This is a genomic window from Parashewanella sp. 2210YD4-3, assembly GCF_056591735.1.
This window is the reverse complement of record NZ_JBWQOG010000008.1, coordinates 87,127-108,926: the sequence shown is the minus strand read 5'-3', so window position 1 is coordinate 108,926 and position 21,800 is coordinate 87,127. Positions and strand designations below refer to the sequence as shown.

18 protein-coding genes and 3 tRNA genes are annotated in these 21,800 nt (G+C 38.6%); 11 read left to right on the top strand and 10 right to left on the bottom strand.

Translation table 11 applies throughout. The features are described 5' to 3' along the window. Positions 1-51: 51 nt before the first annotated feature. The gene (locus AC1EU0_RS13200; protein WP_480302931.1) at positions 52-3,687 is read right to left on the bottom strand and encodes an ankyrin repeat domain-containing protein; all 3,636 of its coding nucleotides are present in this window, start codon (positions 3,685-3,687) and stop codon (positions 52-54) included. Between the two features lie 150 nt (positions 3,688-3,837). On the opposite strand from AC1EU0_RS13200, the gene AC1EU0_RS13195 reads away from it, so the two are divergent. After that, a complete protein-coding gene (locus tag AC1EU0_RS13195; protein WP_480302930.1) occupies positions 3,838-5,688 on the top strand; it encodes a M2 family metallopeptidase in 1,851 nt (616 codons plus the stop codon). Positions 5,689-5,732: 44 nt separating this feature from the next. Here the strand turns inward: AC1EU0_RS13195 and AC1EU0_RS13190 are convergent, their stop codons facing one another. Next, entirely contained in the window at positions 5,733-6,914 is a 1,182-nt protein-coding gene (locus AC1EU0_RS13190; protein WP_480302929.1) for an anthrax toxin-like adenylyl cyclase domain-containing protein, read from the bottom strand. A 181-nt stretch (positions 6,915-7,095) separates the two neighbouring features. Here AC1EU0_RS13190 and AC1EU0_RS13185 point away from each other — a divergent pair, with 181 nt between their 5' ends. Further along, a complete protein-coding gene (locus tag AC1EU0_RS13185; protein WP_480302928.1) occupies positions 7,096-7,644 on the top strand; it encodes a Cif family virulence factor in 549 nt (182 codons plus the stop codon). A gap of 2 nt (positions 7,645-7,646) precedes the next feature. Beyond that, positions 7,647-8,132: a YchJ family protein gene (locus tag AC1EU0_RS13180; protein ID WP_480302927.1), complete on the top strand. Its 486-nt coding sequence runs from the start codon at positions 7,647-7,649 to the stop codon at positions 8,130-8,132. 39 nt (positions 8,133-8,171) lie between these two features. Here the strand turns inward: AC1EU0_RS13180 and AC1EU0_RS13175 are convergent, their stop codons facing one another. The 3 genes from AC1EU0_RS13175 to AC1EU0_RS13165 form a co-directional block, all read right to left on the bottom strand. After that, positions 8,172-10,355 carry a sensor domain-containing phosphodiesterase gene (locus AC1EU0_RS13175; RefSeq protein ID WP_480302926.1) on the bottom strand — a complete coding sequence of 728 codons (2,184 nt, stop codon included), beginning with the start codon at positions 10,353-10,355 and terminating at the stop codon, positions 8,172-8,174. 95 nt (positions 10,356-10,450) lie between these two features. Next, entirely contained in the window at positions 10,451-10,741 is a 291-nt protein-coding gene (locus AC1EU0_RS13170; protein WP_480302925.1) for a DUF406 family protein, read from the bottom strand. Positions 10,742-10,805: 64 nt separating this feature from the next. Next, positions 10,806-11,240 carry a VC2046/SO_2500 family protein gene (locus tag AC1EU0_RS13165; protein WP_480302924.1) on the bottom strand — a complete coding sequence of 145 codons (435 nt, stop codon included), beginning with the start codon at positions 11,238-11,240 and terminating at the stop codon, positions 10,806-10,808. Between the two features lie 125 nt (positions 11,241-11,365). Between AC1EU0_RS13165 and AC1EU0_RS13160 the strand changes: the two genes are divergently transcribed. The 5 genes from AC1EU0_RS13160 to AC1EU0_RS13140 all read left to right on the top strand — a co-directional run bounded on the left by AC1EU0_RS13160 (position 11,366) and on the right by AC1EU0_RS13140 (position 13,232). Then, positions 11,366-11,450, top strand: a tRNA-Tyr gene (locus AC1EU0_RS13160). A 31-nt stretch (positions 11,451-11,481) separates the two neighbouring features. Continuing rightward, a tRNA-Tyr gene (locus tag AC1EU0_RS13155) sits at positions 11,482-11,566 on the top strand. A gap of 42 nt (positions 11,567-11,608) precedes the next feature. Continuing rightward, positions 11,609-11,693: transfer RNA gene (locus tag AC1EU0_RS13150), tRNA-Tyr, on the top strand. 75 nt (positions 11,694-11,768) lie between these two features. Then, entirely contained in the window at positions 11,769-12,815 is a 1,047-nt protein-coding gene (locus AC1EU0_RS13145; RefSeq protein ID WP_480302923.1) for a PLP-dependent cysteine synthase family protein, read from the top strand. A 60-nt stretch (positions 12,816-12,875) separates the two neighbouring features. After that, a complete protein-coding gene (locus AC1EU0_RS13140) occupies positions 12,876-13,232 on the top strand; it encodes a hypothetical protein (RefSeq protein ID WP_480302922.1) in 357 nt (118 codons plus the stop codon). A 267-nt stretch (positions 13,233-13,499) separates the two neighbouring features. Here the strand turns inward: AC1EU0_RS13140 and AC1EU0_RS13135 are convergent, their stop codons facing one another. The 3 genes from AC1EU0_RS13135 to AC1EU0_RS13125 form a co-directional block, all read right to left on the bottom strand. After that, a complete protein-coding gene (locus tag AC1EU0_RS13135) occupies positions 13,500-14,690 on the bottom strand; it encodes a hypothetical protein (protein WP_480302921.1) in 1,191 nt (396 codons plus the stop codon). A gap of 97 nt (positions 14,691-14,787) precedes the next feature. Next, on the bottom strand, positions 14,788-15,456 hold the full coding sequence (queE, locus tag AC1EU0_RS13130) for a 7-carboxy-7-deazaguanine synthase QueE (protein WP_480302920.1): 669 nt from the start codon (positions 15,454-15,456) through the stop codon (positions 14,788-14,790). Positions 15,457-15,562: 106 nt separating this feature from the next. Then, positions 15,563-15,913, bottom strand: coding sequence for a VOC family protein (locus tag AC1EU0_RS13125; RefSeq protein ID WP_480302919.1), 351 nt, complete (start codon positions 15,911-15,913; stop codon positions 15,563-15,565). A gap of 185 nt (positions 15,914-16,098) precedes the next feature. Between AC1EU0_RS13125 and queC the strand changes: the two genes are divergently transcribed. The 3 genes from queC to AC1EU0_RS13110 all read left to right on the top strand — a co-directional run bounded on the left by queC (position 16,099) and on the right by AC1EU0_RS13110 (position 18,615). Beyond that, a complete protein-coding gene (queC, locus tag AC1EU0_RS13120; RefSeq protein WP_480302918.1) occupies positions 16,099-16,809 on the top strand; it encodes a 7-cyano-7-deazaguanine synthase QueC in 711 nt (236 codons plus the stop codon). Then, the gene (rrtA, locus tag AC1EU0_RS13115; RefSeq protein WP_480302917.1) at positions 16,790-17,392 is read left to right on the top strand and encodes a rhombosortase; all 603 of its coding nucleotides are present in this window, start codon (positions 16,790-16,792) and stop codon (positions 17,390-17,392) included. Before queC ends, rrtA begins: the two co-directional genes overlap by 20 nt. A gap of 158 nt (positions 17,393-17,550) precedes the next feature. Continuing rightward, positions 17,551-18,615, top strand: a complete 1,065-nt coding sequence (locus tag AC1EU0_RS13110) for a diacylglycerol/lipid kinase family protein (RefSeq protein ID WP_480302916.1) — start codon at positions 17,551-17,553, stop codon at positions 18,613-18,615. A 14-nt stretch (positions 18,616-18,629) separates the two neighbouring features. On the opposite strand, the gene rhlP is transcribed toward AC1EU0_RS13110, so the two are convergent. Together rhlP and uvrB are read right to left on the bottom strand one after the other, a co-directional pair. Then, positions 18,630-19,466 (bottom strand): rhombotarget lipoprotein, encoded by an 837-nt coding sequence (gene rhlP / locus AC1EU0_RS13105; RefSeq protein WP_480302915.1) that lies wholly within the window; start codon positions 19,464-19,466, stop codon positions 18,630-18,632. Positions 19,467-19,486: 20 nt separating this feature from the next. Beyond that, entirely contained in the window at positions 19,487-21,505 is a 2,019-nt protein-coding gene (gene uvrB, locus AC1EU0_RS13100; protein WP_480302914.1) for an excinuclease ABC subunit UvrB, read from the bottom strand. Positions 21,506-21,800 lie beyond the last annotated feature (295 nt).

Here is a 21,800-nt window from a genome sequence, read left to right as displayed (position 1 = left end):
CCTTATAATATTGTTGCTGAATAGACGCTTTTAAATAGCAAAATGAAATCGTTACACTGTGTTAGATCGAGAGTCTGTCGCCGCATATGGGCTGCTAATGGTATTGGAAGTCTTCAATAATGGAATGGCATCTGTAAAACCAATCTGTTGCGCAATCATTAGTGGGGTGCTGTGATTATTGTCTTGGATACTCAATATCCCTTCAGATTTCGATAACAATTGAACAATATCCATTCTTTCGAAACTCACTGCGAGGTGTAAGGCCGTTGCTCCATTGTTTTCCTGTTTTAAAGGATCCGCACCTAAAGTAACGAGCCTTTGAATGATCTGTTGGTCGCAGCGTTTGTAAACTGCGAAATGTAACAAGCTACAACCTGACTGCTCATCGACAATAGCAACAACAGCAGATGACTCCTCTTGATCTAAAAGCCGCATGATGGTTAGAGTATTTTTGGGAGTGGCAAAGATTACATCGATTAATTGATTATATATATGCCTTGGATGTTGAGGCTCTTCATCCATTTTATTCGAGCTTATCTCGTTCAAATCTTCATAGATTTTCTCTTCCGTTCTATTCGATTTTACCTCTTTCAAGCCATAGACTTTCTCTTCAACTTTTGAATAGGTAACCCTTGGTAGCATCACTTTTGGAGTAACAACTTGATGGAATAACACAGTTAATGATGTAAGCTGTAAATGCTGAGCTAATTCAATTGGTGTCTGCCCTTCAGCATCTTTTTGATTCAACATCATCCTTATATTAGATGAAGGAATATGCTCAAACAGCACGCTCCATATTTTATTACAATCTTCGATATCACTGTAAACAGTTAAACATAAAAGGTGGAAAACATTGTGTCTGTAATCTGGCACTAAAGCTTTGTAATCAGCACCAGAGACAAGTAAACAACGTACATGTTCTTCACGTTTTCGAATAACAGCAACCTCTAATGGATTATATTCTTTGCTCGATAAACGTTTATTTACGATGGCTCTGTATGAACGTTGTGATAATAAATCTTTAAGCACATAAGCATCATAATCACACCAGATAACTCGAACTAGTTCATTAGCCTTTGGTAAACTTGTAGATCTAAGTCTTTGTATCAAGGTTGTGTTTTTTGATTTGAGCTCTCTATTTCTCGATAAAATATCAAAAACACCATTCTGCTTAAAATGATGTTCTTTTATCGCCACATCGTACGCACCATTACCATCAATATTTTTTATCCAATACAACTGTGGGAATCTGGCCAAATAGGTAGTTAATCCGGCATTATCCATCCTGACCGCCCAGTGCATCACCGTTTCTTTGGTAATTTGTGTTCTTTTTAAAGGGTCAACGCCTCTTGCGATCAATAGAGGGATCAGATCGAAGCGATTTAAATGAACGACATAGTGTATTGTAGTCCAGCCCGTGATCCAGAAATACTTATTCAAGTATTGATAAGCATTTGGGTGTTCATCTAACCAAGATTCTACTTGTTTTTTAGAAGGTGCATGTCTTAAAAAAGCAAACCACTCACGATGTTCTTCTCTTAACGCCTCTGAGAGGTGTGTCATTTGGGCAGTAGGTTGAGTTGAATTAACTCTATCAAATTCACCTAAAAATGCATTTAATACGACAGGTTTATTAACGAGTACATCTAATTCATCAAGATATTTATTATCATCAAAAAAAGGCTCTGACTTTTGCAACACAGTATAAAACCCTACTGCACCAGTGGATTGTCGTTTCAGCGTAACTCCTCTGCTTAATATAACTGCTGTAACTTCAAGTGATGTTTCGAAAGCATACTCAATTGTTTCTTTTCCATTTCTATCAACTTGATCTACTCGAAAACCATGACTTAATAGCAACAAGAGCAGGTTTAAATTCATGTTCTGAAATAGTTTTTGATAGTGTTTTGTTATTTCATCAGAAGCAATAAACTCAGCAACAGGTTGAAGTTCTAACATTTTTTGGCAGCATTTAATTTTTGAGTTTGAACAAAAAACCACAAAGCAATGGATCAACTCTGATGAGTTTAAGAATGGACGTATTTTTTGGATTTGAACAAGGAAAGCAAACATTTCAGGTGAATCTTGGCACAGCTCCAGCATTTTCCAACTTGAAAGAGCCTTAGAAAAGTCAATGTATTTCATCAACAACCGAAGAGCATTAATATTCTTAGCCGATATAACAGCATTTAATAAACCATTATGGCTGTATCTCAATTGCCTTGATTGAATTGCTTCTTCTAATTTAGACACTAAATTATTTCGTAAATAGTATCGAGCTAATAAGTTCACGTCATCAACTACCAGTTCTTTTAGAGGAATCCTAGTCAGTAAAAAATCCACAGCATCACGGTGATTATCTGCAAGAGCTAGTTGAAGTGGTGTTCTTCCTTGTTGATCTTTCATAAAAAACAAAGGAGTGATTTGATTTTTTTGAGAAGGCAATTGCGGCGATTCATGCTTCAGTATGATTGCCATTGCCTCAGGATCATTCAGTAATGCAGCATAGTGCAAAGCTGACAGTAGCTGAGTCGGCTTGTCACCATATACTTTTGTGTGTTCATATCCTTTTTGAAGTAAATGATGAAGAAGTTGGTATCGACGCATCAAAATAGCCAAACCAACAATATTTAAATTTTGAGAACGAAATACTGGCTCAATGACTTCCAGAGTCGAATGTTCGATTAGCTCTTTCGCAGTATCTATACTCGAAGCTAGCCCTATGGTTTGCAGGGAAAACGGTTTTATCACACGGCTTGTTTCTAATGCTGCTTTAGAATTTTGTTCTAATAATAAAGCTAAGATTTCATGACTCTCAAACCAAATTGCGAGTTCAACATACGATAGGGATGAACTTGACTCTTCTGCTTGCTCTACACCTAATAACATCAATTGAGAAAAAACAAATTCATCATCAAAGATCACGGCTACTTGCAGACACGATAAAGACTTCCTATCTCTAGGATCGGGTAAGGAAATATCACTCTGCAGAGCTTCTTCAAAATGCTTCCTATGTATTTCCATCATAGTGTATAAAGCATTTGATGCTCTACTGTGTTTTTGCTGAGAAACAAAAGAGCTAGGGCTTGGTAATAAAAAAACTAGACCTTGAGTAATTGATTGAATATGAGATTTTTTAAATTCAGCCGTAAAATGATTTAAGATCAATAAGGCAATAGGTCGCAATTGTCGTTCACACACCAACTCAAAAATACTTTGTGGGCACCACTTACTAGCGGCAAAAGGGTTTATTCCCTTTTTAAGTAACATACTAACGATTTCAGGTTCTTCCACTTCAATCGCTAGCCGAATAGCTTGACTATCATTCAATGCGCAGCAAAGCGACTCATCAGCATCATTATTTAACAGTAATTGAACAATTTCTTTATGCTTACAACGAATTGCGATGTGTAGAGGAGACTCCTTGTAATCATTCTTTGTTTGGAAATTAACATTCATGCCTTTTTGAATTAAAGTTTTGGCAAGGTTTAAATGACCATTAAAGCAAGCAAGGTGAAGCCCATTAAACCCATTATCATTCACTTGAGCATTTAAATCATCAATACTATTTGAATACCGCTCAGCCACCGAAGTATTACCAGCTGAACAAGCAGATAAAAAATGAGTTGAAGGCTCATCAAGAGACCTTGACACTAATGATGCTTGCAGAACAGGTTGAACACTCATAATTTTCTAGTCTAAATGTGTTTTGCTTACTATAAGACCACTTTGCTGAACAAATACTTATCCAATTTTTTATGTATTTCGTTTGGTCCAATTGTTACGGCCATGACTCTTAGATAAAATACAAGCGAAAATAAAAATGAGGAATCTCAGATGAAAGCCTTTAGTCAAAAACCTGCGCGATTGTCATTGCTTATTGCACTTAGCATTGGATTAAGTGCCTGCGGCGGACAAAACACAAAGGAAAATGCTGCTACAAACACCAATACAGAACCGACACCGGCTCAAGCAAAAGAATTTATTCATAAAGCAGAAAGCAAATTGGCTGATATGTCTATTGAAGCTAACCGCGCTGAATGGATTTACAGTAACTTTATCACTGAAGATACAGCGGCATTGGCTGCAGCTGTTGGTGAGAAGTACACCGCAAATTCAGTAAAATTCGCCACTGAAGCCGCTAAATTTGCTGACGTCAAACTCGATCCTGTTAATGAGCGAAAACTAAACATGCTCCGTACGAGCTTGGTATTACCTGCTCCGTTAGATCCTAAAAAGAATGCAGAACTGGCTAATATCAGTGCCGAACTAAATGGCATGTATGGTAAAGGTAAATACTGCTTTAAAGATGGCAGGTGCATGACTCTACCTGAGCTGTCTGCCATTATGGCTGAGTCGCACGACCCTAAATTACTTAAAGAAGTATGGGAAGGTTGGCGCGAAATATCTAAACCAATGCGTCCTTTGTTTGAACGAGAGGTTCAGTTAGCCAATGAAGGTGCCCGTGACCTAGGCTTTAAAGACCTTTCTGTTTTATGGCGTAGCCAATACGATATGAAGCCTGATGATTTCTCACAAGAACTTGATCGCTTATGGGGAGAAGTTAAGCCACTTTATGAATCATTACACTGTTACGTTCGTGGTGAGCTTAATAAAGAATACGGCAATGATGTCGTATCTAAAAAAGGGCCGATTCCTGCTCACCTTTTAGGTAATATGTGGGCACAGTCTTGGGGCAATATCTATGATGATGTAGCACCAGAAAACGGTGATCCTGGTTACGATGTTACAAAACTGCTAGCTAAGCACCGCTACGATGAAAAGAAAATGGTCAAACAAGCAGAAGGTTTCTTTACTTCTCTTGGTTTTGATCAATTACCAAAAACGTTTTGGACTCGCTCTTTATTTACTCAACCTAAAGATCGTGACGTAGTGTGCCACGCATCTGCATGGGATCTTGATAACAAAGACGATATTCGTATCAAGATGTGTATCCAAAAGACAGGTGAAGAATTTACCGTTATTCACCATGAACTTGGACATAACTTCTATCAGCGCGCTTATAAAGAGCAACCGTTCTTATTCCAAAATAGCGCTAACGATGGTTTCCACGAAGCCATTGGCGATACCATTGCCTTATCAATTACACCAAAATATTTGAAAAAAATCGGCTTACTTGAACACGTGCCAGATCAGTCAAAAGACATTGGCTTACTATTAAAACAAGCACTTGATAAAGTCGCATTTTTACCATTTGGGTTAATGATTGATCAATGGCGCTGGAAAGTATTTAGTGGTCAAATCAAGCCAAGTGAATACAATAAAGCTTGGTGGGAATTAAGAGAAAAATATCAAGGTATTAAACCGCCGGTTACTCGCGACGAAAGCGACTTTGATCCAGGTGCGAAATACCATGTTCCGGGTAATGTTCCTTATACTCGTTACTTCTTAGCTCATATTTTGCAATTCCAATTCCACAAAGCTTTATGTGATATTGCTGGGGATAAAGGTCCTGTTAACCGTTGCTCAATCTACGGTAATAAGGCCGCTGGTGAAAAGCTTAACAAAATGCTTGAAATGGGCGCAAGTAAGCCTTGGCCTGACGCTCTTGAAGTGGTTACGGGCAAGCGCGATATGGATGCTCAAGCCGTTTTAGATTACTTTGCACCGTTAAAAGTATGGCTAGATAAGCAAAATAAAGTCCAACATAACCAATGTGGTTGGTAATATCTTAATAGCTCAAATAAAGCCTGCTCTGCAGGCTTTATTCATTAACCACCTACAATAATTCGTTTTTTTTCAACATCAGAAATGTTAAAGACTTCTATCGATTGTAATTCAGCTTCGGCCACCCTATCGTTCCATTGATAATCTTGTTTAACTTTTGTGGTGCTGGTAATCGCTCCCTTTTGACTCCATAGGCGATTTCCATAAAAGATATACCCTAATTTTTGAATATCTTTTACCAATGACTCTAGCTGCATTTGATTTTCAGCTCCGACGACTTCTGCCCAAGGGGTGAAAGCGGTAATTGGATAATCTAATTCGGTAACTGGATTATCCACCTCACAACCATGATGAACCACCTTTTGAGCGCCAAGACCCGCGACACCATTGTTTATTTCGTTTCTTATCGTTAACGTAAAAGCAGTAACTCTACCGAAGTTAGGAAGCACAAACATACGTTCTTTAGCTCCAGTAGCTTTGGAAACAGCGGTTACCGCACCTTTAAAGCGATCGCCATTGTTCTTAGCTGCACCACCGAAATTTGATAAATGAGGCGTTACTGAAAAGAGATCATAATCAGCAGTCAAAGGTAACCCTGTATGTTGATCTGCTAATACCAACATAATTTCCCAATCTTTTTCACCAAAGCCATGATTAATTTCAGTAAAGACCCAGTATCCGTTTTGCAACTTAGGCACCTTTTTAACCATCCTTGAGGCTTCCATTCGATATTTTTTATTAACCAACGCATGATCGCCAACAGGCATTTGCAGATGCGGATACAAAAGAAAATGGACATTAGGCTTAATAGGACTGAATACCTTTAATATGCCCTTTTCTTTACTAATCGTTTTGATTTTTTTTTGCTTTTCTAATTCCAGGATTCGTTCGCGAGAGATAATCAAGGGCACTGCTTGGGCGTAATTTCCAGCAATACTTTCTTTAACTTTTTTATTGAATGCTCCAATATCAGCACCAGCCTTAGTTGCCAGTTTACTGTATGCTTGGTTACAACAAATAAAACCAGATTGCGGGCCCCAATTGGAACTCTTTCCTTTTACATGAAGATCTTTAGTGGCAAATCCTTCTTCGATCAAAGAGGTTGAATCTGGGTTAACAGGTCGAACTAAAATTATGGCGTTATTTCGTTTTGCTACATCGAACATAACAGCAGCATGAGATGAAACGACGCCAGATGCTTCTACAGCGTTGTTTGAATATTTCATTGGACTAACTCTTAAAATTAAATACCAGTACAAATAAGAGAAAAATTACGAGAGAAAATTGATTTGTTTTTGAACAGAGAGCACAGAATAATCAGTCTGACACACTTTGTAAATATTATTTTCTGTTGCTAGCTGAGGCTTTAATTTATAGTGATGTCAAGTTTTTAAATATGATAATTTCATGCATTATATTCTGTTTTTTATCAGTATTTTTTTATTTAGCCATCACTCACTGGCTAGCCCACAACAGCTAGTCAATCAAAAAATGAACCTCAATTATCAGAAATATAGTGAAGCATTTTCTGCTCTTGATGCAGCTAGATTAGCTAATATCTATCATAAAGATGCCATTTATCTTCCTGAACATCGTAAAAAAGAAATCGTTTATGGAAGCAAACAATTAGAGCAGGTTTATCAAAAATTTTTTAATCGTGTAAAGCACAAAAATGCTAAGGTCAGCGTTGGATTTCGTGTTGTAAACCGCGAAATAACACAAGAACAAGTTACTGATATTGGATACTTTTTGATTAGAGTATTTCCAGCTTCTCATACAGAACAAAACGTTGCTGAATTTTCTGGTAAATTTTTGATTATTGGCGACAGAAGCGACCCAAATTCCATTTCATGGAAAACTGAAATGAATAGCCACGCCAAGCCCCAGCTTTACTTTGGACTTAATCCCAAAAAATTGTTATTTTTCAGTGATACCAAAAAGCTCGCTAAGGAATAACCATGAGTGATACACAACTTTGCCCTTGTGGTTCTCAAGAACCATATCAGGATTGTTGTTACGCATTACATAATCAAACACGCCATGCGAACTCCCCAGAAGAGTTAATGCGCTCTCGCTATTGTGCTTTTGTAAAGAAAAACTTTGAATATATTATTGCGACTCAAGATGAAGCTCTTCACCCTGGGATTACAGCAGAGCAATTAGCAACGCCTCCTCTACCTCTCTGGCTTGCATTGAATGTTATTGAGTCAACACAAAACGCCCACTCAGGTACTGTCACCTTTAAAGCTTGGTATTGCCTGTCAAACCAGCTTGATGCCATTTTTGAAAAATCTAATTTTATATTGAAAGATGGACGGTGGTTTTATACTGATGGGGAGCACTTTAAGGTTACGCTTCCTACTCGTAATGATTCTTGCTTTTGTGGCAGTGGGTTAAAATTCAAGAAATGCTGTTCTAAAGTGATTGAGTCTTTTCGGTTCTAGACCACAGGTGCAGAATAACTAAAAAATGAGAGCGCTGGATTACATGACAAATTCAGCTTTTTCTTCCTCAATCTCAAGAAACTTCATAAAGTCCGCTTCTCGAATAGCAGGACTGTATAAGTATCCTTGTCCTTGATGGCAATGTTGTTCAATCAAATACCCTTCTTGCTCTCCTGTTTCAATCCCTTCTGCTGTCAAAGATAAATTCAATGCTTTTGCCATCGCAATAATAGCATTAACAATTTCTCGACTTTCATGGCTGTCGGTAATATCCGAAATAAACGAACGATCAATTTTTAATTTTGAAATAGGCAGCTGTTTCAAGTAACGCATAGAGCTATATCCCGTTCCAAAATCATCAATAGCTAAACCAACACCTAACTCTGATAATTGCTGACAAAGATTAGTAGCCATTTGAATATCGGCCATAATTTCCGTTTCAGTGATCTCCAAAATAAGAGACTGAGGCGTTAGCTGATATTTATTAAGCAGATTCCAGACTTTTTCAAACAAGTCGCCGCTGAATAATTGGCTAGCGGATACATTAACATGCATGGTCAAATCGGGCTTTTGATGATGCCATAGGTTTAATTTCCGGCACGCTTCTTCTAACACCCAATCTCCCAGAACATTAATAAAACCGGTTTGTTCTGCAATTTCAATAAAGCTCCCAGGGAAAATGACACCTTTTTTAGGATGATTCCAGCGAATCAAGGCTTCGGCTCCGGTGTATTCTCCGGTTTTTAAATCACGCAATGGCTGGTAATAAAGCTCAAATTGGCGATTACTTATCGCTTCATGTAGATCTTGCTCAATCTGTGCTTTTTCTAAAAATGAGGATAATAAGTCATGGTTAAAGCTCTGAATGGGTATCGTCACTTTTTTCTTGGCAATTTGCAAAGCCAAATCAGCGCTGGTCAAAGGTGAAACTAAATTTGCCACTTCAGCAATATCTACAATGGCCAAAGCAGGTTTAGGCTCAACACTTTGCCGCTTAATTTGAATTTTACTACTAAGATTTTGATAAAGTTCTAAAGCTAAACGTTCAATCTCATCCATCGAGAATTTACTGCTTAAGATAATGGCAAACTCATCACTACCAACCCTAGCCACTTCTCTTGCTTTTTTAACTTCAGCGAAGTGTTTAAGCTTTCTCGCCACTTCGATTAACAGTGCATCACCTTTTTCATGCCCATAAGTATCGTTAAAGTGCTTGAAGTTTTTCAGATCAATTAATACTAAATAACCATTAAAGCTGCGATCTAATACACGATTAAAGTAAGTTCGGTTTTTTAAATTAGTGAGCGTACAATTCCATGCTAAACGCTCTAACTCTTCTTGTTGCTGACGTTTTTCAGTAATATCTTCATTATTAATGAGGGCGTATTTATTGCCTCTTGAGGTCATGAAAGGACTGCAATGATACCTGGCCCAATAACTTTTACCCGATGGTGTATCTACTTTAATTTCACCAGCAACCTGCTCATTCTGCTGAAGACGTTTAAACATTTTCTCTGCGACTTCAGGCTTAGATTTAAATACCATCAACTCAGTTATTGGCTTAGCTACAAAAGAATCTTTAGGTTCTCCGGTGATTTTTTCATAAGCATCATTTACAAACTCTACCATTCGGGTTTCCATGTTTATGATCATGAAAATTTGCTGAGCTTGTTCGGCGGCGCATTTGAACAAAGATAACTGCTCATCCTGTGCATAGGTATTCTTGGTAGCTAGAGTTAATGCTAATTGGTCTGCAAGCTGAGAGGCGATATCAATTTCGCTATCCGTCCAATTTTTTTGCTCATCAGTTCGCTCTATATTAATGACACCTTCAAGATGACCATTGATACGAATAGGCACATCTAGAAAAGACTTAATATTACTAGGCTTAATATAATTGGCGATAAGCTCTTCGATTCTTGGATCTTTCGAAGTATCGTTAACATCAATGACTCGGCAGTTTTTAAGTTGCTTTAAATAATTTGGGTAGATGCTAATTTGGACGAAATTTTCACCATCCTTGATGCTTTTCAGCCCACTATGAGAAACTAGACTTAGCGCCTCTTGAGCACGATTAAACAACCAAACACTGACACCAGTGATGTTTAGGTGCTTAAGTAACAACTCAGTAACCAACTCGGCTGTTTCTCTGAGGTTCCCTTGCTGCTTTTGCTCTGAGTTAACTATGGTTTCAACAATGTGCTGATACTTACGACGCTTCACATATATCCCTTATGAAAGCCAAACCTTCAATGAGGCCAAAGATTACTTTATAAAAAGAGTGTAATTCAAGCCTGCACTGTCTAAATGACAATATTTTATGCTAGTTTATTTTGCATTTGAAAGAGCATCTTCTCTACCGCAACAGCAAAATCGAGAGTTAATACTAACTCATTGCTAATCGAATCAAGATGATAGCTCACATCGCTAAATTGACTCGTAGCTGCTCCGATTAAATGCTGAGCTTCTTGCTCAGCCCTATCACCAGATAAAGAAACCACTAGCTGTTTATCATCCTCACCAATAACGGCACCAACATCAACAAAAGCACCACACGTATTGCATGTATCATTTACATCCAATGACTGGTTTTGTTTAATGCTTTTCATGGCAGACCTCTTTATTTAGAAAGAGTCGGCATTATATGTCACCGACATCTTCCTCAACTCTGATTTAGATCACTAAATCGAGCATTTGCTCCTGCTTTTGAATGCTCTCGACCAAATTTAGCTCTAATTTTTTTTGGTTTTGTTTGGCAGAATTATGTTTTAGCTGAACATGGATGTCACAATTTTTAATGGCTTCGTGCAGACCAAAGCACCTAGCCCCTCGAGTAATAAGAGCTTCTGGCTTTAGTTCATTCTGTAATCGGAATTCCGTTAATCCATGTTGCTGAAATACAGAGCCATGATCGGTTGGGGCTGAATCTTTTGACATATCGGCCACTAGACTTTGGCTGCATGATTCAGAAAAGGGCGCCATGGCTCGAACGTCTTGAGACATCAGTGTCAGTAACAGCGAAAACTCGCTGCGATGGTTAGATGTGGTGGCCTTATTTAATTGGCCTCCTATATCTAACTCATTTACTATTACTGGCGTCAACTGCATAAACTTTCATCAAATAAGACGTTCTTTGATAGTTTATCGACCATACGAGCTAGAACTTTAGCTTTATTTGACTTTCACCCTTTACAGTTTGAGAAATTAACACTACTATTGCCGCCGCAAAATAAGGAGGGGTTCCCGAGTGGCCAAAGGGATCAGACTGTAAATCTGACGGCTCCGCCTTCGAAGGTTCGAATCCTTCTCCCTCCACCATTTTGCACACAAAATAGAAATAAATAGTCATGGAGGGGTTCCCGAGTGGCCAAAGGGATCAGACTGTAAATCTGACGGCTCCGCCTTCGAAGGTTCGAATCCTTCTCCCTCCACCATTTATTTATTCTTATTTTGAAGTAACAAACAATTCCAAATGTGGAGGGGTTCCCGAGTGGCCAAAGGGATCAGACTGTAAATCTGACGGCTCCGCCTTCGAAGGTTCGAATCCTTCTCCCTCCACCATTTCTCTACCTTAGTAGCTTTTTCTTCTGTACTTATTTATTCTTTGATAAGAATGTCATTTAGTCGGAATTTTCAATGAGCAACTCTTGGGTAAAACAAGCAATACAAAAAATCGAAGCTGATTATCAGCGAAGTGCTGACACTCACTTGATCAAATTAGATATTCCTAGCCTTACTGGCATTGATATTTACCTAAAAGACGAAAGCACTCACCCAACAGGGAGTTTAAAACATCGTCTTGCACGCTCTTTGTTTCTTTATGCCATCTGTAATGGCTGGGTAAAAGAAGATACTCCGATTATTGAGTCCTCCTCTGGCAGTACCGCAGTTTCTGAAGCCTATTTTGCAAGACTGCTCGGTCTACCTTTTATTGCAGTGATGCCAAGCAGCACGGCTAAAAAGAAAATCCAACAAATTGAGTTTTATGGTGGCAAATGCCATTTTGTCGATCACTCCAGCGAGATTTATGCCGAATCAGAACGTTTAGCTGCAGAATTGAACGGTCATTATATGGATCAGTTTACTTATGCTGAACGTGCCACTGACTGGCGTGGAAACAACAATATTGCCGATTCCATTTTCACTCAAATGACACGAGAGCCACACCCTATTCCTAAGTGGATTGTAATGAGCCCAGGAACAGGGGGAACATCAGCAACCATAGGTCGTTATCTTCGTTATCAGGCATTAGACACTAAGCTCTGTGTTGTGGACTCTGACAACTCCGTTTTCTACGATTACTATCAAACTGGTAATAAAGCACTTACCTGTGACAATGGCAGCAAAATAGAGGGGATTGGTCGTCCACGTGTCGAACCGTCTTTTATTTCTGGTGTGGTTGATCATATGCTGAAAATACCTGATACAGCTTCAATCGCGACAATTCATTGGCTTGAACAAATTATAGGGAAGAAAGCGGGTGCATCAACAGGTACGAATTTATATGGTGCTTTGCTGCTTGCTGAAGAAATGAAAAACAATGGTGAAACAGGCTCAATTGTCACCTTACTTTGTGACTCAGGAACCCGATATTTAGATACCTATTATGATGACAAGTGGGTAACGGATAATATTGGTGATTTGTCAAAATCTGTATCTTGGCTGGAACAGCTTAAACAATAATTAACTAGGATTTGTAACTCGTTAATATAACAATGAAACAAACTTATTATTTGTATTGTTATGGCTACTCAACTATCAGCTAACCTCACGGATTCCGCCCCTCAACCCAATGGTGTAGCCGACGGCTACCCTCCAGCTGTAACACTAACTTTGGATGTAAAGTATCAAGTAACAGAGTCAAACGGCCCAACAACACAGAATTCAACATTTCACACAAATGTACAAATCATACAAGATCCAGAAAGGCAGGTTTTCTACGGAAAGCCTAAAAATACTGACGCTACGAACTCAAAGCAGTGGACAATGAAGGACAGTCGAGTTGTGTCATATTCTCTTATCCTTGCATGTATATCTGGAAGCTTGGGTCTAGGGTTAATCATCATTTTATTTCTGCTTGATCAAGCAGATAAAGCTTGAGTTATACCTATGTTTATTCGTTTGTTAAACAAGAACTCATTGTGGATTAGCGATTAGATATCGTAAAAATGATGCTCACTTGAATAAAAGAAGTTAGGGCGTGTTGATCTTTCAATATTAAATTCTGTGCTATTTGAGCAATGTTCTGTTCAAGGCGAGAGCAGTGTAGCTTAGCCATCTAATCAAGCGGCTCACAACAAAGAACAAGGAGTGCTCAAAAGCATCGAAGACAGCCTAAACTGGCCATCACTTAAACTCTGTTTCAATTTATTTCTTTAAATATTTTTCAGGGATTAGTTTTACTTTTTCTCGGAACTTTTCACTCGTCATATTGATTCCCAGCAAACAAGCCACTTCTTCATCATCAAATACAGGGTGGTGCTGAAACAATAATATCTGGCAGAGAACATTTTTATGACCTTCGAATAAAACTCGCTTGCCCGTAGCGTAAATAAGGGCTGAACACTCTGCTTCTATAACTTCACTAATACAATGATCCATTGGGAAATGCAGCAAAAACAAAACATCTTTTCCAGCATATTTTTGTAAGGTTTTCACAATGCTCTTTTTATATACAGTAACATCAGGCCAAGGCATTTCTGGTTTACACATGTCACTAGCGGCTTCTATCTGTATATACTTTCTAAGAGCAGCAGTGGCCATTCCTCGCCCAGCCGCCACTTCGATGCGATATTCAGAAACATCTTTAATACAATCAGCAACTTCCTCCGCATGTTTTAGAGAATACACCTGATGAATTAGAAAACCAATAATCAATAAACGAAGATATATACTTGAAAATTGATTTAAATTCTCATTCACCACTTGAGATCTAGAACTTTTGGGGCTTGATTTTTCTAATAGTTCTTGTAGCTTTAAGTATCCCATAAAAGAATCTGGTATCTCATACTTTACAATACCTTGAAGCGACTTAATTTCTTCATTCACTGCTCTCCATGTCGAATCAGGCAAAGTTTTTTGGTCTTTAAAGAACGACAAGTAAACAGAGAGTGCAGCTAAGCAACCTGCTTTTTCTCGTAGTTTCGACTCCATTTTGTCAGTAAGATGACCTGAGAGCTTTTCCTCTTTAATTTGCTCATAATGAAATAAAGCAAGAATCGCATGCCGGACCATATCTGCAGATTTTTTTAAACTCTCTGTATATAGACCAAAAATTTTCAGATGATCTTTAGCCAAAGCAGTAACCTCAATATACCTATGGTCTGTAGATCCTTTTACATAATGAGAAATTAAATCCTTTTTCTCGTGGCTAGACGTTGGTATAGGAGAGCTAACGTAATAAAAAGCAAAAGTTCCATCGGTCATGCTTAAGCGCATAACCGTTCCTTGCTTAAAAGCGTCTTGATTAGAACAGTTCAACGCTTCACTCGGTGTGAAGAAATTGACAGCATTAAAAAACTCAACTCGAGATGTAGGTGCGGAATTGGTAATAGACATAATGAAACAATAATAACATTGGCGCTTCAAAATTATTACAGATGACTAAAGCTGTCACGTTAATTTCTATTAATCAATCTATTACAATGAGTAAATATCAATCAATATCTAAATATTTATGAGTTTGAATTGATAAACGCCAGTTTCGAGCAATACAGGTTGCCATAGCTAATTCTGTAGCCCTAGGCTTTTGACTAATAGGCTGTAAACAAATTGTCTTTTCAGACACATCAATGCCGTCAAGTAACTCATCTAACTCATCAATATGCCCTTGCTTGGCTATTGGATGCTTAATTTCATTAGCTCGTTTTAAGGCTTGCTGTAAAACTTTATATCCGCCTTTCATATTGATTTTTGGTGATACCGTGACGTAAGTTTGCTCATCACACTTAACTTCAAATGTGCCGCTGGTTTCAATTTGGGCTTGATAACCGTTGGCATGTAGCCCTTGTGTTAATTCCATTAAGTCATGAATACAAGGCTCACCACCAGTTATCACAACTAATTTGGCAGTAAATCCTTTATCTTGAAAAGCGGACATTAAAGATTCAGCGGAATGCATTGCCCAGCGCCCTATCGTGCCATCAACCTGAATGACTTCTTCTGGTGCGACTTTATTGTGTGATTCTTGTTCCCACGTTTGTTTAGTATCGCACCAACTGCATCCTACAGGGCAACCTTGAAGGCGCACAAAAATGGCAGGAATTCCAGTATGACTACCTTCACCTTGAATGGTTTCAAACACTTCATTTACTGGATATTGCATTGAGACACCGATTTTACTGTTGAGCTATGAATTAAGGGACGCTGTTATAGAGGATTTTTACTTTAGCTGCAAGTACAACCCTCTCAAAAGCGAAGAATAAAAGATATTAAATCGTCCATACCGCAAATTCATTTCCGTTAGGATCTGCAAAGTGAAAACGTCGACCTCCGGGAAAAGAAAACTCTGGTTGAATAATACTCCCACCCGCTTGTTCAATATCCGCTTGAGTCTGAGATAAATCGTCACTAAAAAGCACAATTAAGGGGCTACCTTTTTCTACTGAAACATGAGTATCAGCTAAATAGAAACCACCATTCACTGTTTGGCCAGTAAAGCTGCAATATTCTTCACCAAAATCCATAAATTCCCAATCAAAAACTTGGGTAAAAAACGCTTTGGTCACAGCAATATCTTTGGCAGGTATTTCGAGATAATTCACTTGATTATAAATATTCATTTCACACTCCTTTGTTTAAGGATCTACTTTGATATAAAATCACCATAAAAGCAAAACCCTAGATTAATCTAATAAATAACCACACATTAGTGTGAATCCAATCAAACTAAATACCTGATTTACTTTTGCTTGCATTCGCCCCCTAAGCTAAACTATCGCCTCAATATTTTTAATGAAGTATAGAAATGTCTAGCATATCTAAAGCAGTGATCGTGTTTAGTGGCGGTCAAGATTCCACTACCTGTTTATTTCAAGCTATGGCTCATTATGATGAAGTTCACGCGATAACTTTTGATTATGGCCAAAGGCATAAACAGGAGATAAAACAAGCTCAATTTCTAGCGAAGAAGTTGAATGTCGCTAGCCATAAAATCATGGATGTTTCATTACTCAACGAACTGGCTATTTCTGCTTTAACGAGAGATTCTATCCCAGTATCACACACACTAATGGAAAATGGCCTGCCGAACACATTTGTTCCCGGTAGAAATATCCTGTTTTTAACCCTAGCAGGGATTTATGCATATCAACTTGGCGCCGAAACAGTAATAACTGGTGTATGCGAAACAGACTTTTCAGGTTACCCTGATTGTCGCAATGACTTTGTTAAAGCAATGAATTCTGCTTTAGTTCAAGGCATGGATTATAAGCTCAATATCGTCACTCCTTTAATGTGGCTGGATAAAGCTGAAACATGGGCATTAGCCGATAAATATCAAGCTTTAGAAACCGTGCGCAATGACTCTTTAACTTGCTATAACGGCATTGTTGGAGATGGATGTGGTGATTGTCCTGCTTGCGATCTAAGACTAAAAGGCTTATACCATTACTTACATAATAAAGAAGAAGTTATGCACTCATTGGAAGAGAAAATACGTGCTGAAATGGCTCAATAAATTACTGCCAAATTCGTTATATTTTGCCTTAGGGATTTCCGCTATCTCTGGGGCTTTATACTTTTTCGGTTTGAATAACCCATTCATTGAAGATTCACTTGCTTACCAACGTCCTGAGATTAGCCACGGTGAACTTTGGCGCATAGTAACTGGAAACTTGCTTCATAGTAACCATTGGCATTTATTGATGAATCTTGGTGGTTTATGGGTAATTTTATCTCTTCATGACATGCACTATAACCGTAGAGGTATTTGGACGCTATTTGCTGTTTTATGTGTGCTTGAGGGGCTTGGTCTTTACCTGTTTTACCCATCGACTATAGGCTATGTTGGTTTATCGGGTGTACTTCATGGCTTATTTGCTTATGGTGCAATTATGGATATTCGAGCCAAGATGCGAACAGGTTGGTTGCTGTTTATTGGTGTCATCATAAAAATTGCTCATGAGCAACTCTATGGTGCCAGTATTGATGTAGCAGCAATGATTAACGCGCCTGTTGCAACTGAATCTCACCTGATTGGAATGATTGTAGGTTTTGCCGTTGCACTGTTTACTCTAGCCTTCAAACAGCTAAAACAATAAAGATATATTATAATTTTTATTATTTATCAATGAGTTAAATATTTTAAAATGACAAGTTTTAATATATCACCAGCGTATAACCTATAGATAATCCATCTAACACACTTCCTAAAATAAATGTATTTTTCATACACCTATCCTTTCAATGGTAATCAACTATGGGAGCGAGTGGAGTAGCGCATAAATTAGCCCCACCGACACATACCCTTTTTGTTGTTAATCCCGCAGCGAATAGTGGAAGATGTCACGCTGAATTTAAACGGCTAAGCTCCGTCCTAGATTCCAGTGGTATAAAATACAGTGTCATATATACCACTGAAAAAAATCACGATGCAGGAAAGGTTGCAGCCGAATGGTTTAAAACAGCTACTATTAAAACTGAATTATCTGACAAAAACCCACTACGAGTTTTTGCTGTCGGCGGCGATGGAACATTCTCTCCAATCATTAGAGAGTTTCACCAAAGAAATGATGTTCAAATTGGTGTATTACCATTTGGAACGCTTAATGACGCAGCTCATGCACTCAATCTTAACCCCAAAACACCTGAAGACTTCCTAGAAATCATTAACAGCCAAAATGCCGCAAAGATAGGCAGCTATACCATTAACCAACTTACACCTGAAGGAAAGACTACAGAAAAAGAATCCGTTGCTTTTATTGATGCATTTGCTGGTATTTCTCGCGCAACGCTAAAAAGTAAAGAAGCGGCTGACGAAACACCTGACTGCCTTGCCCGTTGTCGCTGTATTATAGGCAGTAACATGGAAACGAACTTTAGGGCATTATGGGAAACGCTAAAATGGCAAGGGCTTTCAATCAGAATTGTGAATGAGCAAGATGAAGAGCTTTATAGCGGGCCAATTGGAAACTTATCCATGACTACTTTGGGCTTTATTGGTGACTTGAAACTTAGCCCAGATATTCATCCTCAGTGGTACGACAATGGAGAGACTAAAGGTGAAGTCCATATCGCAGAGGATGGGGGCATGTTCATAAATCCATACCGCCTCCTACGACTGACAGGGGAATCTCATAGAAATGGCTGCAGTTGGAGCCAAGGTTTCCCACTTAAGCATAATGAAAGCATAATCATTTATGGGAATGATGCCGAGCACACGAAAATCGAGCTCGAGAATGGAGAAGTACTCGAGTTTCCTATAAAAGTGACTTGGAAAAGTAATCAAGCCACTTTAGTCGCGGGCAAACCACCGGAGAAATAAATTTTTAGCTACAGTTATGAAAACTGTAGCTTTCTATATCCTGCCAACAACATCAAACTAAGTAAACCCATGAAACCAATAGCGCCACCGCCACCAGAATAGCCACTTCTATGCTCTACTTTCGCCACTTTTTCTTCTTTTACTCGCTTTTTAAATCGAGCAAGTTCACTCTGTAAATTAGGGATCATGTTGTCTACGGCTTTCTCGAACTCTGCAGCACCTTGCTTGTTCATAACTTCCTTGGCATTTATGGCTGTAGAGTTATCATCAAGCTTACTGATCCCCGGTGCTCTAAAGAGCATTTTTCGACTATCAATATCAAAAACAGCAGTATCCACAAAGGTTTGAATGGAATTACTGTTACCAGGGATCACGTACATTCCAACAATGGTTAAGTACAATAACGCCGCTTTGTTTTCATAGCTTTGTCGTAACTGATCATAAGACACTAAAGCCATTACATCGACATCGTATAAACGTTTGACCTGATCTAAAGTATCAAATCCTCCACCTTGACTTAAATAAGTACTCGGTATGATCTCAATGCGATCTATGTATTCATATTTTGCAAAAGACTTTTTGACTTTTTCGAGTAACGCAATTTCTTGTTGACTACTTAACGTTTCATTTCGCCATTTTACTTTACCCGGAACGAACGCAATTCCCACTTTTAAAGGTAATCGCAAAGTTGGAACACTAGGCTGTTGTGCAACTTGATCCGATTTTTTGGGGTATAAAAAATCCATTAGGCTGCTCGATACTGAACTTCTGTCTTTATGACCGTGCATTAAATCTGCGCAACCGACTAATCCTACACAGAATAATAAAATCGTAAAAAAGTACTTTTTCATAGCGCATCCTTGTTGTTAAATTAATTAGCTTCCAGCATTCGTTCACGAAGTTGCTTAACTTGATCTCTAAGCTCAGCCGCTTGCTCAAATTCAAGATTTCGAGCGTGTTCTAGCATCTGCTTTTCAAGGGCATCAACCTCACGGCTAAGCTGTGCAATATCTCTAACATGATATTGCCCTTTAGGCTCGGCGACTTCACGGTATTCAGAAATAGAGCTTTGTTCTTCAACGCTGTCACCCACATCCATAACATCAGTAATGCGTTTTACAACGCCTTTAGGAGTTATGCCGTGTTTTTGGTTGAAGGCATGCTGTTTTTCTCGTCGCCTTTCCGTTTCATCCATGGCTTTCTTCATGGATTTTGTGATTTTATCGGCATATAAAATCACTTTACCATTGATGTTACGAGCTGCACGTCCAATCGTCTGGATCAAAGATCGCTCTGAACGTAAGAAGCCTTCTTTATCAGCATCAAAAATACATACAAGCGACACTTCTGGCATGTCCAAGCCTTCTCGTAATAAGTTAATGCCGACTAACACATCGAACTTACCTAAACGCAAATCACGTATAATTTCCACACGCTCAACAGTATCAATATCCGAATGTAAGTAACGGACTCTTACGCCATGTTCATCCAGATATTCACTCAAGTCCTCTGCCATTCGCTTGGTTAAAGTAGTAACTAATATTCTTTCATTAACCGCAACTCGCTTACCTACTTCAGAGAGTAAATCATCAACTTGAATTCCAACCGGTCTTACTTCAATTTCAGGATCTAATAACCCTGTTGGACGTACCACCTGCTCTGCGATTTCACCTTCACTTTTCTCAATTTCATAATCACTTGGTGTTGCCGACACATAAATGGCTTGCGGCATTAAGTTTTCAAATTCTTCAAACTTAAGTGGGCGATTATCTAATGCTGACGGCAAACGAAATCCATATTCAACCAGCGTAGTTTTACGTGAACGGTCACCTTTGTACATAGCACCAATTTGCGGAACAGTAACATGAGACTCATCAATCACCAGTAAACCATCGGCTGGCAAGTAATCCAATAGCGTTGGCGGTCCGTCACCTTCCGCTCGACCAGAAAGATAACGTGAATAGTTTTCAATACCTGAACAATAACCTAGCTCGACCATCATCTCTAAATCGTATTGGGTACGCTCAGTGATCCGCTGCGCTTCAATTAACTTGTTATTTTGAAGTAACTCTTCTTTGCGTAACTTGAGTTCTTCTTTGATTTTTTCTGTAGCGCCGAGAATCGTTTCCCTTGGAGTTACGTAGTGAGTTTTTGGATAAATCGTGGTGCGAGCTAAGGTTCTTACTTGTTTACCAGTAAGAGGATCAAATTCACTGATGCGTTCGATTTCATCATCAAATAACTCTACCCTAACTGCATCTCTGTCTGAGTCAGCAGGAAATATGTCGATGACCTCACCTCTTACTCTAAAAGTACCTCGCTGCAATTCAATATCATTTCGAGTGTATTGAAGCTCACTTAAGCGTTTAAGAATATCTCGCTGCCCCATAAAGTCACCTTGGCGAAGATGAAGCAGCATTTTCAAATAAGAATCAGGATCACCTAAGCCATAAATCGCAGATACAGATGCGACAAGTACCACATCTCGTCGTTCTAACAAGGCTTTGGTGGCAGACAAACGCATTTGCTCTATGTGAGCATTTACCGATGCATCTTTTTCAATAAAGGTATTAGAAGCAGGAACATAAGCTTCTGGCTGATAGTAGTCATAGTAAGAAACAAAATATTCAACCGCATTATGGGGGAAAAACTCTTTCATCTCGCCGTATAACTGTGCTGCCAAGGTTTTATTGGGTGCCATGATGATAGTTGGGCGACCTAACTCTGCAATCACATTAGCAACAGTAAATGTTTTACCTGAGCCCGTAACACCGAGTAATGTTTGAGCAGCGATACCTGACTCTAAGCCCTCTTTAAGTTGTGCAATCGCAGTAGGTTGATCTCCAGCGGGTTTAAATTTGGATTCTAATTGAAAAACTGAGTCAGACACTTATGGCTTCCTTAAAATATGAGCTGAAGTGATTTTAATTGTTTAGGTTTTTTTGCACAAATAGATCAAGCCTTCATCTATTGACGAATAATACCTGAAAGTTTTTTAGATCTATTACCTAAAAATTACAGAATGGCGATCCGATTAAGTTTTTATTGACATGCAGTTATAACAAGCATTACAGCGATCTTTTTTGTGATCTTTATCAATTTCATACACATTTTTCGCCCTTCAAGATATTACAAATTTGAAACATTTAAGAACTAAGGCAACCTCTTATCACACAAAGAGTAAC

What these genes read in the sequence shown, in the direction of transcription:
- AC1EU0_RS13185 (WP_480302928.1), top strand. Translation starts at nt 7,096, where the DNA reads ATGCATTATATTCTGTTTTTTATCAGTATTTTTTTATTTAGCCATCAC.
- rhlP (WP_480302915.1), bottom strand. Translation starts at nt 19,466, where the DNA reads ATGAAAAAGTACTTTTTTACGATTTTATTATTCTGTGTAGGATTAGTC.
- AC1EU0_RS13135 (WP_480302921.1), bottom strand. Translation starts at nt 14,690, where the DNA reads ATGTCTATTACCAATTCCGCACCTACATCTCGAGTTGAGTTTTTTAAT.
- AC1EU0_RS13180 (WP_480302927.1), top strand. Translation starts at nt 7,647, where the DNA reads ATGAGTGATACACAACTTTGCCCTTGTGGTTCTCAAGAACCATATCAG.
- queE (WP_480302920.1), bottom strand. Translation starts at nt 15,456, where the DNA reads ATGCAATATCCAGTAAATGAAGTGTTTGAAACCATTCAAGGTGAAGGT.
- AC1EU0_RS13145 (WP_480302923.1), top strand. Translation starts at nt 11,769, where the DNA reads ATGAGCAACTCTTGGGTAAAACAAGCAATACAAAAAATCGAAGCTGAT.
- AC1EU0_RS13190 (WP_480302929.1), bottom strand. Translation starts at nt 6,914, where the DNA reads ATGAAATATTCAAACAACGCTGTAGAAGCATCTGGCGTCGTTTCATCT.
- AC1EU0_RS13195 (WP_480302930.1), top strand. Translation starts at nt 3,838, where the DNA reads ATGAAAGCCTTTAGTCAAAAACCTGCGCGATTGTCATTGCTTATTGCA.
- AC1EU0_RS13110 (WP_480302916.1), top strand. Translation starts at nt 17,551, where the DNA reads ATGGGAGCGAGTGGAGTAGCGCATAAATTAGCCCCACCGACACATACC.
- AC1EU0_RS13200 (WP_480302931.1), bottom strand. Translation starts at nt 3,687, where the DNA reads ATGAGTGTTCAACCTGTTCTGCAAGCATCATTAGTGTCAAGGTCTCTT.
- AC1EU0_RS13140 (WP_480302922.1), top strand. Translation starts at nt 12,876, where the DNA reads ATGGCTACTCAACTATCAGCTAACCTCACGGATTCCGCCCCTCAACCC.
- AC1EU0_RS13165 (WP_480302924.1), bottom strand. Translation starts at nt 11,240, where the DNA reads ATGCAGTTGACGCCAGTAATAGTAAATGAGTTAGATATAGGAGGCCAA.
- AC1EU0_RS13125 (WP_480302919.1), bottom strand. Translation starts at nt 15,913, where the DNA reads ATGAATATTTATAATCAAGTGAATTATCTCGAAATACCTGCCAAAGAT.
- AC1EU0_RS13170 (WP_480302925.1), bottom strand. Translation starts at nt 10,741, where the DNA reads ATGAAAAGCATTAAACAAAACCAGTCATTGGATGTAAATGATACATGC.
- queC (WP_480302918.1), top strand. Translation starts at nt 16,099, where the DNA reads ATGTCTAGCATATCTAAAGCAGTGATCGTGTTTAGTGGCGGTCAAGAT.